The organism is Streptomyces katrae (assembly GCF_000966975.1).
GTDB classification, from domain to species: Bacteria; Actinomycetota; Actinomycetes; order Streptomycetales; family Streptomycetaceae; genus Streptomyces; species Streptomyces katrae.
Window position 1 is genome coordinate 1 of record NZ_JZWV01000447.1, and the last position, 14,852, is coordinate 14,852.

The 14,852-nt window shown below is 72.7% G+C and carries 15 protein-coding genes and 3 pseudogenes; 15 read left to right on the forward strand and 3 right to left on the reverse strand.

Translation table 11 applies throughout. The annotated features are described in order from the left end of the window. The first annotated feature begins 47 nt into the window (after positions 1-47). The 3 genes and pseudogenes from VR44_RS16835 to VR44_RS16845 all read left to right on the forward strand — a co-directional run bounded on the left by VR44_RS16835 (position 48) and on the right by VR44_RS16845 (position 2,431). Positions 48-788: a PP2C family protein-serine/threonine phosphatase gene (locus VR44_RS16835; RefSeq protein WP_045948327.1), complete on the forward strand. Its 741-nt coding sequence runs from the start codon at positions 48-50 to the stop codon at positions 786-788. 20 nt (positions 789-808) lie between these two features. After that, positions 809-1,621, forward strand: a complete 813-nt coding sequence (locus tag VR44_RS16840) for a DUF72 domain-containing protein (RefSeq protein ID WP_045948328.1) — start codon at positions 809-811, stop codon at positions 1,619-1,621. A gap of 166 nt (positions 1,622-1,787) precedes the next feature. Beyond that, positions 1,788-2,431: pseudogene (locus VR44_RS16845) on the forward strand (RraA family protein). Positions 2,432-2,458: 27 nt separating this feature from the next. On the opposite strand, the gene VR44_RS16850 reads toward VR44_RS16845, so the two are convergent. Further along, positions 2,459-3,397, reverse strand: a complete 939-nt coding sequence (locus VR44_RS16850) for a D-alanyl-D-alanine carboxypeptidase family protein (protein WP_052713654.1) — start codon at positions 3,395-3,397, stop codon at positions 2,459-2,461. Between the two features lie 367 nt (positions 3,398-3,764). Between VR44_RS16850 and VR44_RS16855 the strand changes: the two genes are divergently transcribed. From VR44_RS16855 to VR44_RS16895, 9 genes are all read left to right on the forward strand, one after another. Then, the gene (locus VR44_RS16855) at positions 3,765-3,974 is read left to right on the forward strand and encodes a hypothetical protein (RefSeq protein WP_045948329.1); all 210 of its coding nucleotides are present in this window, start codon (positions 3,765-3,767) and stop codon (positions 3,972-3,974) included. Between the two features lie 391 nt (positions 3,975-4,365). After that, complete coding sequence (locus VR44_RS16860; protein ID WP_045948330.1) at positions 4,366-4,944, forward strand: DUF5994 family protein; 579 nt, start codon at positions 4,366-4,368, stop codon at positions 4,942-4,944. 228 nt (positions 4,945-5,172) lie between these two features. Beyond that, positions 5,173-5,457 carry a hypothetical protein gene (locus VR44_RS16865; RefSeq protein WP_045948340.1) on the forward strand — a complete coding sequence of 95 codons (285 nt, stop codon included), beginning with the start codon at positions 5,173-5,175 and terminating at the stop codon, positions 5,455-5,457. A gap of 184 nt (positions 5,458-5,641) precedes the next feature. Then, entirely contained in the window at positions 5,642-6,841 is a 1,200-nt protein-coding gene (locus VR44_RS16870) for a PP2C family protein-serine/threonine phosphatase (protein ID WP_045948331.1), read from the forward strand. Between the two features lie 193 nt (positions 6,842-7,034). Next, entirely contained in the window at positions 7,035-7,586 is a 552-nt protein-coding gene (locus VR44_RS16875; protein ID WP_045948332.1) for a DUF5994 family protein, read from the forward strand. 368 nt (positions 7,587-7,954) lie between these two features. Next, positions 7,955-8,374: an aspartate 1-decarboxylase gene (gene panD / locus VR44_RS16880; protein WP_045948333.1), complete on the forward strand. Its 420-nt coding sequence runs from the start codon at positions 7,955-7,957 to the stop codon at positions 8,372-8,374. Between the two features lie 15 nt (positions 8,375-8,389). Next, positions 8,390-8,731: a GNAT family N-acetyltransferase gene (locus tag VR44_RS16885; RefSeq protein ID WP_045948334.1), complete on the forward strand. Its 342-nt coding sequence runs from the start codon at positions 8,390-8,392 to the stop codon at positions 8,729-8,731. Next, on the forward strand, positions 8,725-9,354 hold the full coding sequence (locus VR44_RS16890) for an aspartate/glutamate racemase family protein (RefSeq protein WP_045948341.1): 630 nt from the start codon (positions 8,725-8,727) through the stop codon (positions 9,352-9,354). Before VR44_RS16885 ends, VR44_RS16890 begins: the two co-directional genes overlap by 7 nt. Positions 9,355-9,684: 330 nt before the next feature. Then, positions 9,685-11,004 (forward strand): transglycosylase family protein, encoded by a 1,320-nt coding sequence (locus VR44_RS16895; protein WP_045948335.1) that lies wholly within the window; start codon positions 9,685-9,687, stop codon positions 11,002-11,004. Here the strand turns inward: VR44_RS16895 and VR44_RS45965 are convergent. Further along, a pseudogene (locus VR44_RS45965) lies at positions 10,996-11,871 on the reverse strand (DMT family transporter); the annotation flags it as partial. The gene VR44_RS16895 and the pseudogene VR44_RS45965 sit on opposite strands and share 9 nt — an antisense overlap. A 280-nt stretch (positions 11,872-12,151) precedes the next feature. Between VR44_RS45965 and VR44_RS16905 the strand changes: the two are divergent. Continuing rightward, positions 12,152-13,633, forward strand: a complete 1,482-nt coding sequence (locus VR44_RS16905; protein WP_045948337.1) for an SDR family NAD(P)-dependent oxidoreductase — start codon at positions 12,152-12,154, stop codon at positions 13,631-13,633. Positions 13,634-13,714: 81 nt separating this feature from the next. Here the strand turns inward: VR44_RS16905 and VR44_RS16910 are convergent, their stop codons facing one another. Further along, complete coding sequence (locus tag VR44_RS16910) at positions 13,715-14,110, reverse strand: hypothetical protein (protein WP_045948338.1); 396 nt, start codon at positions 14,108-14,110, stop codon at positions 13,715-13,717. 296 nt (positions 14,111-14,406) lie between these two features. On the opposite strand from VR44_RS16910, the gene VR44_RS43965 reads away from it, so the two are divergent. Together VR44_RS43965 and VR44_RS45050 are read left to right on the forward strand one after the other, a co-directional pair. Then, complete coding sequence (locus VR44_RS43965) at positions 14,407-14,574, forward strand: hypothetical protein (RefSeq protein WP_169791017.1); 168 nt, start codon at positions 14,407-14,409, stop codon at positions 14,572-14,574. A 72-nt stretch (positions 14,575-14,646) separates the two neighbouring features. Beyond that, positions 14,647-14,852 (forward strand): annotated as a pseudogene (locus tag VR44_RS45050) (reductase); the annotation flags it as partial.

The following is a 14,852-nucleotide window of genomic DNA, read 5'->3' on the forward strand; positions in this document are numbered from 1 at the left end:
TGTCCGCGGGACCGTGCGCGAACCGTGCGCCGCGCGACAATGGTGGGGTGCCGTACGTAGCGGTGACCGCCCTCAGCCATGCCGGTCTGGTCCGCGAACGCAACGAGGACAGCCTCGTCGTCGGACCGTGGACCCTGTGCGCCACCGTGACCGACAGCCCCCAGACCCTCGTCTTCCCCCTCGGCCGGCCGCTGCTCGTGGCTGTCGCGGACGGACTCGGCGGACATCCGGCCGGAGAGGTCGCCAGCGCCCTCGTCGCCCGCAGGCTCTCCGCCCTGGGACCCACCCTGGACGGCCCGGACACCCTCCGTGACGCCCTGGACGTGTGCGACTACGAGGTGGACGCCGCCGCCGAGGGCCACCCCGAGATGTTCGCCATGGCCACCACCGTCGCCGGCGTCCTCGTGCTCGCGGAGTCACTGCTCGTGTTCAACGTCGGCGACAGCCGGGTCTACTCCGCCGGCCCGGACGGCCTGCGCCGGGTCAGCGTCGACGACAGCCCGCCCCCGCCACCCGGACGGCGCACCACCTCCGCCGTCACCCAGACCCTCGGCGGCAGCCGCGCCTCCGGCACCCCCGTACCCCACGTGAGGGCCCTCGCGCTCGCCCCGGGCGACCGCTACCTGGTGTGCAGCGACGGGCTCACCGACCCCCTGCCCGACGAGGAGATCGACGCCGTCCTCAAGGCCCACGACGACGGCCGGGCCGCCTTCGAGCTGTGGAAGGCCGCCATCGAGGCCGGCGGCCCCGACAACATCACCCTCGCCCTGGTGCGGGTCGGGGAGTAGGTGCGCGAGGGGAGCCGAGCATGCCCGTGCACGTCGGAACCTCCGGGTGGCAGTACGAGGACTGGCGCGGCCCCTTCTACCCGGACGGCCTGCCCAAGCGGCTCTGGCTGGAGGAGTACGCCCGCCGCTTCGCCACCGTGGAGAACAACAACGCCTTCTACCGGCTTCCCGAGACCGGAACCTTCGCCTCCTGGCGCGAGCGCACCCCCGAGGGCTTCGTGATGGCGGTCAAGGCCAGCCGCTACCTGACCCACGTCAAACGCCTGCACGACCCCGAGGAGCCGGTCCACCGCCTGCTGGAGCACGCCGCGGGCCTCGGCCCGCGCCTCGGCCCCGTCCTGCTCCAGCTGCCGCCGAACCTCCGCGCGGACCCCGCCGCCCTCGATGCCTGCCTGGACTGCTTCCCCGGCACCGTCCGGGTGGCGGTCGAACCGCGCCACCCCTCCTGGTGGGACGCGGAACCCCGGCTGCGGGCCGTCCTGGAACGCCACGGCAGCGCCCTGTGCTGGGCCGACCGCTGGTCGCGACCGGTGACCCCGCTGTGGCGGACCGCGTCCTGGGGATACGTACGCCTCCACGCGGGCGCCGCGAGCCCCCCGCCCCGCTACGGCCGGCAGGCACTGGACTCCTGGGCCCGGCGGATCGCCGACGGCTGGCCGGACCGCGAGGACGTCTACGTGTACTTCAACAACGACCAGGGCGGCGCGGCCGTCGCCGACGCCGTCCGCTTCGCCCGCTCGGCCGAGGCGCACGGCCGCACCGTCACCCGGCCGCCGACTCCTCGGCCACCCACCGCAGATGCGCCCCGGACCCGCCGGTCACCGGCGGGGTGATGGCGAGGTCCGGCAGCCGGTCCGCGGTCGTCTTGTGGGAGACCCGCCACTCCAGGGCCGTCTCGACGCTCCTTTCCACCGGTGGACGGCGGTGAACGGCGGGGCCCCGCCCCTAGGATCGCCGCACGCCTCCGGGGCGGGGCCGAGCCAGGATCAGGAGAACGCCGTGCTGAAGGAATTCGCCGAACTGTCCACACCGCTGATCGCCGACGCCTGTGTCCGCACCGGCGTCGCATCGCCGGGCGCGCCCTGCCGGTGCGCCACTACGGCAGCGTGGACGTCTTCCTGGAGGCCTTCGCCACGGCGCAGCCGGGCGACGTCCTGGTCATCGACAACGGCGGCCGCACCGACGAAGCCTGCGTCGGGGACCTCGCCGTCCTGGAGGCACGGGCGGCCGGCATCTCGGGGCTGGTGGTGTGGGGCCTGCACCGCGACACCCCGGAGCTGGCCGGGATCGGCCTCCCGGTCTTCAGCTACGGCAGCCACCCGGCCGGCCCCGTACGGCTGGACGACCGCGAGCCCGAGGCCCTGACCAGCGCCCAGTGCGGGGAGCACCTGGTGCACGGCGGGGACCTCGTCCTCGGCGACGACGACGGCGTGCTCTTCGTCCCGTCCGCACACGCCGAGGAGGTCCTGGCGGCGGCACACCGCATCCACGCGACGGAACGGGAGCAGGCCCGCAGGATCCGGGCCGGCGAGACCCTGCGCGAACAGACGGCCTTCGCCGACTACCTCACCCGCCGCGCCGCGGACCCCTCGTACACCTTCCGCGCGCACCTGCGCCGCATCGGCGGGGCGATCGAGGAATGACCCCCGCCCGCCCCGCCCGCCCCGCGGTCAGTCGAGGACGTCCGGGATCGGCGCCGTGGTGCTGCGCCGCAGGGCCGTCCCGGAGCCGGTGGCCGGGCCGAGGGCCCAGTCCGAGAGGGCCATGGAGTCCGTGTACCGCTCCTCGTCGCCCAGCAGCACCCCGATGACCGTCCTCCCGTTGCGGGTGACCGAGAAGACCAGGCACTTGCCCGCCGCCGTGGTGGTGCCGGTCTTGACGCCGGTCGCGCCGGGATAGCCGTAGCCGGTGGGCCGCGGCTGGACCAGCAGGTTGGTGTTGGACCAGGCGGAGAGGTACGAAGTGCCCCCGGTGCTGTACGAGGTGGTCTTCACGACGGTCTGGAACAGCGGCTCGGCCATCGCGCGCCGGGTGAGCCGGGCCAGGTCGCGCGGGGTGGTGAGGGTGTTGCCGGTCGGCGAGATCCCGTCGAAGCTGTCGTAGACGGTGCCGGTCATGCCCAGCGCCTTCGCCGTGGCGTTCATCCTCGCGATGAAGTCCGCGGTGCGCCCGGCGGTGTTCGTGCCGGTCCCGAAGGTGTCGGCGAGCGCGTACGCGGCGTCGCAGCCCGAGGGCAGCATCATGGCGTAGAGCAGCTGACGTACCGTCGGGGTGGCCCCGGCCTTCAGCTGGGCCGAGCTCGCGCCCTTGAGGTAGACGTAGTCGAGGTACGCCTGTTTGACGGTGACCCGCCGGTCGAGGTCCAGACCGGGCTGTGACAGGACCACGACCGCCGTCATGATCTTGGTCGTACTCGCCATCTGCCGTTGGGTGTCGGGGGCCTTGGAGGTGAGCACGGACCCCGAAGCCCCGTCGACCAGCACCGCACCGGCGGCGGTCAGGGCGGGCGCGGCGGCGGCCTGGGCGGGGACGGCGGCCGTGAACAGCGCGCCGGCGGTGAGAACGACGGCGAGCGCGCCCCGGGCGCGCCGCATCAGACTGGCGATCATTCGATCCTCACATCAGAGGGAGAAGAAAGCCCGGCAGGGAGACACGCCTTGGTCTCCCCATCCTCGGCTCCGCCGACACCGGACACGCGAATCGTTGGGGCTTCGGTCAGCAAACGCCAGGCACACGGGTGCTGGGTTCTCATGCCATGCGCGTGCCACAAGTTCCCTCGCGGGGAGTCAGGTTGAGCCTCGGGCGCTACTTGATGTCGAGTGGCTGCCGTCAGTCGCCCTTCCTGGTGGCCGACGGGCGGGCTGGGGCGTCATCCGTGTGCCTCGCTTCGCGGTCGACATGATGCAGGCCGTCGCGGTGCGTGTCAGCGTGATCGGAGAGCGATCCGTACCCCATGCATCGAGAGGAGTCGCCGTCATGGACGGTAGGCAGGACAAGCGTAAGGAGCCGGGCAAGGGGAGCGAGGCGCAGGAACACCGTCGCCCCGGAGACCCCGCGCAGCCCCAGCCCGGCCGGTCGTCCCGCGAGAAGGGCGAGGCGGGACACAAGCCCGGTCAGAAGGAGACCTCGCGCCGCCGCGAGGACGATCTTCTGCGCGAAGAGGACCTGCACGACGAGGGGCTCTGATCGGCGCACCACTCGGCCACTGAGGATTCGGGGTCAGCCCGCCGCCTCGGCGGCGACCAGACGGGTCGGGATGCCCCGCCAGGCGGAGGTGTCCAGGCCAACCCGTGTGATGGGTCCGAGGTGCGCGGTCAACGGCAGTGCTGTTGAGCTGGGCACGTCTCCGTCGTTTCACGGTGCTCCGGCCACCCTCGCGGTGCGGTGAGGGCAACCGACTGCGCCGCTCTCGCCGCACGCGCCGGAAAATACCCGGTCAGAAGCGGCTTTCTGGATCGCGAACCGGAGTACGGTGAAAAGACCGGGAGTATTTCGCACACCCGCTCCCACGCGGACGTCGTTTCCGGCGATCACTGCACCGGGCCGTTCACGAACGGCCCGGGGACGGGTCCGCGACATGACCACGACCCTCGACCCGGCTGCGCAGTCGGCTGTTGTCCTGCGCCCGGCCCGCCTGTCCCTTACGCCGAAGACCGCTCTGGCAGGCCGTCTGGACGGCGCCTGGTGGCCCCACTCGCGTGACCTCGAAGCCGAGCTCCCCGCTCTCGCCGCCGCTCTGGATGAGACCTGGGGGCGCATCACGCGCGTCCTCGTGAACCCCAGCCGCTGGCCGGTCGTCCCGCGCACGGTTACGGTTGCCGTGGCCGGGCACCTGTTGCACGTGGGCTGGTTCACCGAACAGGATCCCGACAAGCTGATCCTGCTCTCCTATACCGTCGGCCGCTGGGACCTCCTGGTGATCCCGCCCGAGACGGAGCCCGCGGCCGCGGCCCGGCTGCTGGCAGCCGCCGCGATCCCGGGCAGCGTCCTGGCCGCAGACGCCCTGATGGCCAACGAGACCGTCATCGGGCGCAGCATCCGCGAGGCCCTCCGCCGAGAGGCCACCTGGGAGGACGAGGGCGGGGCCTGCATGTCCCCCTACGGGAACCCGATGGGCCGAACCGCCCTGCCGCTGCCCGGACACGGCCGGAGGTGAGCTCCACGGAGACCGTCGTCCTCATCGCAGTGATCACCCTCATGATCGGCATCGGAATGCGCTGGATCCACCTGCTGAACCCCCTACCCCGCCCTTGACGGCAACACCCGCCTCCACCTCACCGTGGACACGGCGACACCCGCGGGCCTCGACCGCTCCCGGCCCGCCGCCATCAGGCCCTCCGTCGGCACCGGAGCCCACCCCACCCGCACACGAAAGGACGCGGTCATGGCCACACTGCACGAACGCAAGACCTACCGCGACCAGGTGCTCCGGGTCCTGTACGAAGCCGTCGAGGGCAACCGCCTTCTCGGCATCACCGGAGCACAGCTGCGGCGCGACCTCCACGTACCGGAACCGGACCTGGCCGCCGCCTGCACCTACCTGGCGGGCGAAGGACTGATCACCGTCGACTGGGAACCCGGCAACACCCCGGCGATGGTCACCCTCACCCACGAGGGAATCCGGCGCATGGAGGCCGAGGAGGAAGGGACGGCCACGGGCCCGACCTGATCCGGGGCAGCACACCTGGATGCGGGCGAACTTCCTGTGTGAACCGGCCCGCCGGGGAATCCGGGTCGTCAAGGCCGCCGGGCACGGAAGCCGTGTGGCGTGCCCGGTCGCCGGGGAGGATCCTGGAAGCCACGCCGCCCGTGCAGCCCGGACGCCGGCCCGCCGCCCGGTTGGAGGCAACAGGATGACCGTCGGAGGCCGCGCGGACCCGGATCGCTCGGAGAGCTTCGGGGAGGAACTGCTCGGGCTCCTCCTGGACGGGGCGCACGAGCTGCCGCCCCATCTGGTCGGCCCGCTCGTCGCCAAGACGGTGGCCCGGATGGGGGGCCGCGGAACGCAGATCCTGCTCCAGGACTACGGACAGCAAAAGCTGGTCTCCCTGCCCGCCGACGGCGTGGCCGCCGGTGACCCGCAGCCCATCGACGGGTCCGAAGCCGGCCGGTGCTTCCTGGAGTCACGCCCCGTCGAAGTCCTGACGCCCGACGGCATACGGGTTCACCTGCCCCTGCTGGACGGCGGCGACCAGGTGGGGGTCCTCGCGGTCACCCTGGACGGGATCGACGACGACACCCGCCGCCTCCTGCGCCGGATCGCGGGCCTGGTCGCCGACCTGCTGCAGACCAAGAACGGCTACACGGACCTCTTCTTCCGGACCCGCCGCAGAGAACCGATGAGCGTGGCCGCGGAGATCCAGTGGTCCCTGCTGCCCCCGCTGTCGATGGTGATGCCGCACGTCGCGGTCGCCGGGGTCCTGGAGCCCGCCTACGCCGTGGCGGGAGACAGCTTCGACTACGCCCTGAACGGCGACGTCCTGCACCTCGCCATGGTCGACGCCATGGGGCACGGCCTGGACGCGGCCACGATGGCCACGGTAGCCATCGGCGCCTACCGCCACGCCCGCCGGATCAGCATCGAGCTGTCCGAGATCTACCTCTTCATGGACCGGGCGGTCGCGGAGCAGTTCGACCCGGACCACTTCGTGACCGCCCAGATGATGCGGCTGGACACGGCCACGGGGCGCCTCCAGTGGGTCAACGCGGGGCATCCCGCGCCCATGCTGATCCGCGCGCACCGAGTCGTACGCCGTTTGGACAGCCCCACGACCCTCCCTGTCGGCTTCGGAGGGGCTCAGCCACAGGTCAGCGCGGTGGCGCTGGAGCCCGGCGACCGCGTCCTCTGCTTCACCGACGGCCTGATCGAAGAACATAAAAGCGGGCAGGAGCAGTTCGGCGAAGAGCAGCTGATCGACTGGGTGAACCAACTGGAGCAGGCCGACCACGGGATCCGCACGGTGGCACGGGACCTGTCTCACACGCTCAAGCGGGCACGAGGCGAAGTCACCTCGGACGACGCCACCCTCGTCCTGGTCGAGTGGCGCGGATAACGGGACGCGTGGGCACTTCGCCCCACAGGCGTCGCCGTCCAGGCCGACTCTCGAAACCTCTCGTCTGACCCCGCCGCGGAGTAAGCTGGGATTACCGGGAGTAACTCGTGCACCCGCGCCCACGCGGACGTCGTTTCCGGCGATCAAGACATTGCTCCGCCCGGCAGGGCGGTCCGGGAACGAGTCCGCGATCATGACCACTACCGCTTCCCTGTTCTCCGCACGTTTGACCCTGACACCGAAGACCGCCCTCGCCGGACTGTTGGACGGCGCGTGGTGGCCCAGGTCCCGCGATCTCACAGCTGAGCTTCCGTCACTGGTCGAGGCGCTGGAGGGCCGCTTCGGACGCATCACACGCGTCGCGGTGAATCCCACCGGCTGGCCCGTCGTCCCGCACAAGGTTTTCGTCGCAGGGCACATCGTGCACGTGGGCTGGTTCACGGAACAGGATTCCGACAAGATGATCCTGGTCTCCTACGCCGTCGGCCGCTGCGACCTGCTGGTGATCCCGCCCGAGACCGAGCCGACCGCAGCAGACCGGCTCATGACCGCCGCCGCCCTCCCCGGCAACGTCCGGGCCGTCGGCACCCTGATGACCGACGAAGCCGCGAACGGCCTCCGCATCCGAAACGCGCGAAGGGGCGAGGGTGCCCGGGAGACCGATGGCGGAACCCCCGCGACGCCGCGTCGGCGCCCCGTCGTCGGAGCACGGATGATCCCGCTGCCGTGGAACATGCGGAGGTGACCGCGCCGACCACATGTCCTGGCGCGCCACCTACGTGGTCGAGTCCGCACTGGCGGCGATCTGACGGTCGCCGAGTCTCGGGGCAGGTGATGCCGACTGCCGACATCAGGGGCACAACCGCGAAGCTCTCGTCTGCGACCGGGCGTGAGTCGGTGGCTCCGATGGGCGTTGACGAGATCCGGTCCGTGGCTGGTCGGGGAGAGGGCTCCTGGGCCCCTCAGGCGTCTGATGCGTCGTCAGCCAAGTCAGCAATCTGGTCAGCATCGGTCCCTGAGCATTTATCTCCGGTCAGACGCCTGCCGGTGTAGAGTGCAGGACGCCCTTGACCTGCAGAAAGCCGGCAGGGAGCTGTCTTACGGGAGTCCAACATGCTTCGCACCATGTTCAAGTCCAAGATCCACCGGGCCACCGTCACCCAGGCCGACCTGCACTACGTCGGTTCCGTGACGATCGACGCCGACCTGCTCGACGCCGCCGATCTGCTGCCGGGGGAGCTCGTCCACATCGTGGACATCACCAACGGAGCGCGGCTCGAGACGTACGTCATCGAGGGCGAGCGCGGGTCCGGGGTCATCGGGATCAACGGGGCCGCCGCGCACCTCGTGCACCCGGGGGATCTGGTCATCCTGATCAGCTACGCACAGGTCGAGGACGCGGAGGCGCGGACGCTGGAGCCGCGGGTCGTGCACGTGGACGGCGACAACAGGATCATCGAGCTGGGGGCGGACCCGTCCGCCCCCGTGCCGGGAACGGACCAGGAGCGCAGCCCCCACGCGGTGGCTGTCTGAGGGGAGTCGGGGACCATGGCGATCGAGCTGCTGGACGAGCGCAAGGCGGGGCGGCTGCTGGCCGTCGAGGACGACGCGGTGGTGGGCTTCATCGCCTACTTCGTGCTGGAGGCGGAGCCGCACGCACTGGTGGCCGTGCACACGGTGGTCGAGCCCGGCCACGAGGGGCGGGGGATCGCCGGGGACCTGGTGGGCGCCTTCTACCGGATCGCCGCGGCGGAGGGGGTGCCCGTCGTTCCGCTGTGCCCCTATGCGGCCCGGTGGGCCGCCAAACACCCCGAGCGGGCGCCCGCGGCGCCGGCCGGGGTCGTCGACGCCGCCGTCGCGCAGCTGGACCGGGACTCCGCCCTCTGGTGAGCGGGCTGACCCTGCTGCACACGTCGCCGGTGCACGTCCCCGTCTTCGACGCGCTGCGGGACGAGCGGCACCCGGGAGCGGTCCTGCGGCACCTCGTGGTGCCCGAGCTGCTCGACCGGGCCCGGGAACTCGGGCCGGCGGCGGTGGCGGGGCAGGTGCGCGAGGTGCTGGAAGGGGTCGGCGGGCCCGTGCTCGTCACCTGCTCGACGGTGGGCGCGGTCGCCGAGTCGCTGGGGCCCGGGCTGGGCGTGCCCGTGCTGCGCGTGGACCGGCCCATGGCGGCCGAGGCCGTACGGCGGGGGCCGCGGATCGTGGTGCTGGCCGCGCTGGCGTCGACCCTCGGCCCGACCGGGGAGCTGCTGGCCGAGGAGGCCGGCGGGCTTCCGGTGACGGTGCGCGGCCGGGTCGTCGCCGGGGCCTGGGAGCGCTTCGAGGCCGGGGACACCGAGGGGTACCTGGAGGCCGTGGCCCGTGCGGCCGACGCGGTCGAGGAGGCCGACGTCATCGTGCTGGCCCAGGCCTCCATGGCCGGCGCCGCCCGGCTCACGCGGACCGGCCTGCCCGTGCTGTCCAGCCCCGCCCCCGGGCTGGCCGCCGCGCTGCTCCGGGGGCGTACGGGCTGAGATCGGGGGAAGGTGGGACCTATGGTGCGAAACGTAGAACAGACGCAGCCGCCGGTCCCTGAACCGGCCCCCGTTCCCACCCCCCCCCGTTCCCACCCCTGATCCGCCGCTGCCCGGCCCCGGCCCGGTGCCGCCGCCGGTGCCGCCCGTACCGCCGCCGTTCCCCGAGCCCGACCCCGTACCCCCGCCGCCGGGGCCCGCGCCGATCCCGCAGCCGGGACCGCTGAGCTGAGGCCAACTGCGGTGGCACAACGGCCGGTTGTGACCCTTGTCAGGACATAGGGGCGCCATTAGGTTGTGCGGTTCCTGATGTCTTCCAGGGGGGCTCCCATGGGTGTACGGGGCCGGCACCGCCGGTACCAGCCGAGCAGCATCAACCGGGCCTCGCTCGTCGTCACCGCAGGTGGCGCGGGAATCGCGCTCCCGCTCATCGGCGCCGGGGACGCCCAGGCGGCCGCCGTGGACACCTGGAACAAGGTCGCCGCCTGCGAGTCCACCAGCAACTGGCAGACCAACACCGGCAACGGCTACTACGGCGGGCTCCAGTTCAGCCAGAGCACCTGGCGCGAATTCGGCGGCACCGCCTACGCCCCGCGCGCCGACCTGGCCACCAAGGACCAGCAGATCGCCGTGGCCGAGAAGGTGCTCAGGGGGCAGGGTCCCAAGGCCTGGCCCGCCTGCGGGCCCCAGGCCGGGCTCAGCCGCAGCGCCGCCGCCCCCGCCGGGGAGGCCGAGCCGGCCGCCAAGCCCGCGGTGAAGCCCGCGGCGAAGCCCCAGGCGCAGGCGCCCATGGACCGGATCCAGCCGACCAAGGCCACCACCGCCACCCCCGTCAGCATGCCCCGCCCGACGGGGACCACCGTCCTGCCGAACCCGTACGTGGTCGCGCCCGGCGACTCCCTGTCGAGCATCGCCTCCCAGCAGCACGTCGAGGGCGGCTGGCAGGCCCTGTACGAGACCAACCGGGAGACCGTCGGCGGCAACCCGAACATGATCTTCCCGGGCCAGCGGCTCACCCTGCGGATCACCGCCGCGCCCGCGCCCCCCGCGCAGAACCCGGAGAAGCCGCCGCGCACCGCCGAGCCGGTCAAGCCGGGGGAGCCGGCCAAGCAGCAGGACGCCAAGCCGGAGACGAAGCCGCAGGCCAAGCCCGAGAGCAAGCCCAAGCCCGAGCAGGCCGCCAAACCGGCCCAGCCCGCCAAGCCGGCCGAGAAGCCCGCCTCAGCGGAGCAGAAGCCCGCCTCGGGAGGGTTCACCGCCCCCGTCGACGCCGACCTCGGCACCGCCTACCACGTCGCGGGCTCCTCCTGGTCGAGCGGATACCACACGGGCGTCGACTTCCCGGTGCCGACCGGTACCAGCATCAAGGCCGTCGGCCCCGGCACCGTCGAGTCGGCCGGCTGGGCCGGCGCCTACGGCTACCAGGTCGTCATCAAGCACGCCGACGGCCGCTACTCCCAGTACGCCCACCTCTCCGCGCTCGGCGTCAAGGCCGGCCAGCAGGTCTCCGGAGGCCAGCGCATCGGCCGCTCCGGCTCGACCGGCAACACCACCGGACCCCACCTGCACTTCGAGATGCGCACCAGCCCCGCCTACGGCTCCGACATCGACCCGCTGAAGTACCTCCGCGGCAAGGGCGTCGGCATCTGAGGGCTCCGGGGCGGCTGACCCCCGCACGTGCGGCGGCACGGCCGTGAGCAGGATCAGGCCGGCCGCCGCCAGCACCCCGCTGGCCAGCGCCCCCGACGCGCCGGCGGTCCCGTACCGGAAACCCTCCTCGAAGAGGGTGACGCCCACGGCGGCCGCCACCACCGGGTTCACCACCGTCACCGTGGCCAGCGGCGCCGTCAGCCCCGCGCCCCGGTAGGCGGCCTGCGACAGCAGCAGTCCGAGCGCCGCCAGCACGGCGACCGCGGCCGCGTCCGGCACCAGGCCCCCCAGCCCCTCCCCGGAGTCCGGGGCGAAGCCCTCGGCCACCGACTTCGTGAACACCGAGGCCATCCCGAACGCCGTACCGGCCGCCGCGGCCAGCAGCACGCTGCGCAGCACCGCCCGCCGCATCCGCCCCGCCGCCGGCACCAGTACGGCCACCACCACCGCCGTCACGGTCAGCAGCAGGCTCCGCTCCCCGCCGGCCAGGGCCTGGTGCCCGCGCCCCTCGCCGCCCGTCAGGGCCAGCAGCCCGGCCAGGCCCACCGTCGCGAGCAGGGCCCCGCGCCAGGCCGCCGCGCCCGCCCGCCGCCCCACGAACGCGGCCGCCATCGGCAGGGCGAAGACGATGGTCAGCGCACCGAGCGGCTGGACCAGGCTCAGCGGCCCGTACGCCAGCGCCACCACGTGCAGCAGGGCGCCCAGGCAGTTCAGCGAGACCGCCGCCCACCAGCCCGGGCTGCGCAGCGGAGCCAGGGCGCGGCGGTCCGCGGAGCTCGCCGCGACGTGTTCCTGGAGGATCGCGCCGCCCGCGTAAGCGACGGCCGACACCAGGCAGAGCAGAACCGACAGGGCCAGGGCACTCATGGATCCACCATGCCGCAACCGGGCCCGCGGTTCATCCGTCCACGGGCGTCTTGATCGAAGGCCGAGTCATCCTCATGGCATACACCAGAGGGAGTACGCGCAAGCCGCACCCGTGCGGACGAAAGGGGTTGATCCCCTGCATACCGTGACAGCGCGCTCGCGGTCGGTGAGGGTCCCGCGAACGGGTTTGGTCCCGGGCGTGTCGGATCCGTACAGTTTCCGTTTTGGGGACTTCCGCAGCAGGCGGACGCGGACGAGCGAGCAAGGAACGGCAGCGGCCATGACGGTGACCGATACCGAAGACAACCAGGCATACGGGCCGGGCATCGACCCCGAGCGCCTCGCCGTCTGCCTCAGCGTGCTCGACGAGCTCGACAAGATCGACGTCGACCACCCGGACGCCATCACCGTACGCCGCGCCACCGCCGGTATCTACCGGACGGTCAAGCAGCGCCGCCGCCAGGAGCGCCGCGCCGCGAAGACCGCCAACGACAAGGCCGTCACCGAGGCCACCGCGACCGGCTCCGCCGAGCGCATCGACGACGAGACCGAGGGCATCCTGCCCACCTCCGTCACCGAGGCCGGCCGGATCGCCGGGATACTCCAGCGCCCGCGCTCCTGCTACGTCTGCAAGACGCGGTACGTCGAGGTCGACTACTTCTACCACCAGCTCTGCCCGGACTGCGCCGCCCACAACCGGGCCAAGCGCGAGGCCCGCGCCGACCTCTCCGGCAAGCGCGCGCTGCTCACCGGCGGCCGGGCCAAGATCGGCATGTACATCGCGCTGCGGCTGCTGCGCGACGGCGCCCACACCACGATCACCACCCGCTTCCCCAAGGACGCCATCCGCCGCTTCAAGGCGATGGAGGACTCGGCGGACTGGATGCACCGCCTGGAGGTCGTCGGCATCGACCTGCGCGACCCCGCCCAGGCCGTGGCCCTCGCCGACCAGGTCTCCGCGGCCGGCCCGCTGGACATCCTGATCAACAACGCGACGCAGACCGTGCGCCGCCTGCCCACCGCCTACGCCGCGCTCGTCGAGGGCGAGAGCGCCCCGCTGCCGGCCGGCGAGCTCCCCGCCCACCACGTCATCGGCGCCTTCAACTCGGGCGCGGTGGACGGCCTGGCGGCGCTGCCCGTCGGGGTGAGCGGACTGGAGGCGCAGAAGGTCGCCGACCTCGCCCTGGTCGCGGGCAACGCCAGCCTGGAGCGGCACCTCGCCGGCACCGCCATCGACGCGGGCGGGCTGCTGCCCGACGTCGTGGAGACCAACACCTGGGTGCAGACCATCGACCAGATCTCCCCGGTGGAGCTGCTCGAGACCCAGCTCTGCAACTACACCTCCCCGTTCATCCTGATCAGCGCGCTGCGCCCGGCGATGGCCGAGGCCGCGCGCAAGGCCTCCAGCGGCCGCGCGTACGTGGTCAACGTCTCCGCGATGGAGGGCGTGTTCAGCCGCGGCTACAAGGGCGCGGGCCACCCGAACACCAACGCCGCCAAGGCCGCGATGAACATGGTGACGCGGACCAGCGGCCAGGAGATGTTCCAGACCGACCGGATCCTGATGACCTCGGTCGACACCGGCTGGATCACCGACGAGCGCCCGCACTTCGACAAGCTGCGCCTGGCCGAGGAGGGCTTCCACGCTCCCCTCGACCTGGTCGACGGCGCGGCCCGCGTCTACGACCCCGTCGTCCGCGGCGAGGCCGGCGAGGACCTCTACGGGGTCTTCCTCAAGGACTACGCGCCCGCCAACTGGTAGCGGTGCCCCACGGGTCGGCCCCCGTCCCCGCGTGCGGCGGGACGGGGGCCGGCCCGTCATCCTTTCGGACCAATCCCGGCGTCAGAGTTGATAGGCCCCCGCCGCGACGAGTTCGAGCACCGGACGCCAGTCCTCCACGAGCCCCGCGTCCAGCCCCGCCGTCCGCCCGGCCTCCGCCGCCTGCCGCAGGGCCTCGGCGTCCTCGCCGGCGGCCGTGCGTCCGCGCAGCAGCCGCGCCACCCGGTCCCCCAGCAGCGCGCGGACCGCCTCGGCCGCCTCCGCCCCCGGGAGCCCGCCCAGGCCGTGGACCAGCCCGGCCACCTGGAGTTCCTTGTCGTACGGGTGCGAGCGGCGCAGCAGGGCCGCGGTCCGCAGCCCGAGGTCCCGGTCCGGCGTCCGCGGCCCGCCGTGGCGGGCGTGCAGCAGTTCCGTCAGCTCGTCGACACTGCCGATCACGGGCACCCCTGAGCCGGCCATCGCCGCTTCCCTCCGTCGTCCGCGCTCGCACGCCGCCGCCCCGCCTCCGCCGAGCAGATCAGCCCCGGTGGACACGCCGGGCGACGACTTCCTGAACTCGCGGCAAAAACAAGCGGTCCGGCGTGGATTTTACCGTTCCATCGAGCGGCCCCCCGCTCATATGTGTACCCTGAGGCGCAAGGATCCCCACCCGGGATCCGCTCCACCAAGGCGCCACCGCGTCCGGAAGACCTTTTAATTTCCCTATCCGGCATGCGGTCGAGCCTGCCGGGTTACGCGACACAAGGGAGTGCGCGGTGACTGAGACGACCAAGCCCAACCCGACCATGGAGCTGACGGGACGGGCGAACCCCCGCTCCGACGAACTCGGCAGCCTCGAGGTCTGGGCCCGATCCGCCCCGATCCGGCTGGCCGGCTACGAGGACGACCTCGCCGAGCCGCACATCCTGCCCGGCATCGACTAGGCCCGAACGCGCCCGGGCCGGACCCGCCAGAGCCACCGGCCCACGGCACGCCCCACGCCCCCGCACCCCACGGTGACGGGGGCGCGGCACGACCGGCCGGACCCGGCCGGAGGTTCCCGTTCCCGATCAGCCCTCAGCGTCATCGCCGACAGCGATCACGGCTTTCCCCGCCCCGCCCGCCCGGGCAGGCTGACCGGTATGAAGAAGCTGCTGATGCTGGGCGGGACCGAGTTCGTCGGCCGCGCGACCACCGAGGACGCCCTGGAACGGGGCTGGGA

Bases quoted from the DNA above. Each gene is read 5' to 3' on its own strand.
- VR44_RS16840 (WP_045948328.1), top strand. From the start codon at position 809: ATGCCCGTGCACGTCGGAACCTCCGGGTGGCAGTACGAGGACTGGCGC.
- VR44_RS16850 (WP_052713654.1), bottom strand. From the start codon at position 3,397: ATGATCGCCAGTCTGATGCGGCGCGCCCGGGGCGCGCTCGCCGTCGTT.
- VR44_RS16855 (WP_045948329.1), top strand. From the start codon at position 3,765: ATGGACGGTAGGCAGGACAAGCGTAAGGAGCCGGGCAAGGGGAGCGAG.
- VR44_RS16860 (WP_045948330.1), top strand. From the start codon at position 4,366: ATGACCACGACCCTCGACCCGGCTGCGCAGTCGGCTGTTGTCCTGCGC.
- VR44_RS16865 (WP_045948340.1), top strand. From the start codon at position 5,173: ATGGCCACACTGCACGAACGCAAGACCTACCGCGACCAGGTGCTCCGG.
- VR44_RS16870 (WP_045948331.1), top strand. From the start codon at position 5,642: ATGACCGTCGGAGGCCGCGCGGACCCGGATCGCTCGGAGAGCTTCGGG.
- VR44_RS16875 (WP_045948332.1), top strand. From the start codon at position 7,035: ATGACCACTACCGCTTCCCTGTTCTCCGCACGTTTGACCCTGACACCG.
- panD (WP_045948333.1), top strand. From the start codon at position 7,955: ATGCTTCGCACCATGTTCAAGTCCAAGATCCACCGGGCCACCGTCACC.
- VR44_RS16885 (WP_045948334.1), top strand. From the start codon at position 8,390: ATGGCGATCGAGCTGCTGGACGAGCGCAAGGCGGGGCGGCTGCTGGCC.
- VR44_RS16895 (WP_045948335.1), top strand. From the start codon at position 9,685: ATGGGTGTACGGGGCCGGCACCGCCGGTACCAGCCGAGCAGCATCAAC.
- VR44_RS16905 (WP_045948337.1), top strand. From the start codon at position 12,152: ATGACGGTGACCGATACCGAAGACAACCAGGCATACGGGCCGGGCATC.
- VR44_RS16910 (WP_045948338.1), bottom strand. From the start codon at position 14,110: ATGGCCGGCTCAGGGGTGCCCGTGATCGGCAGTGTCGACGAGCTGACG.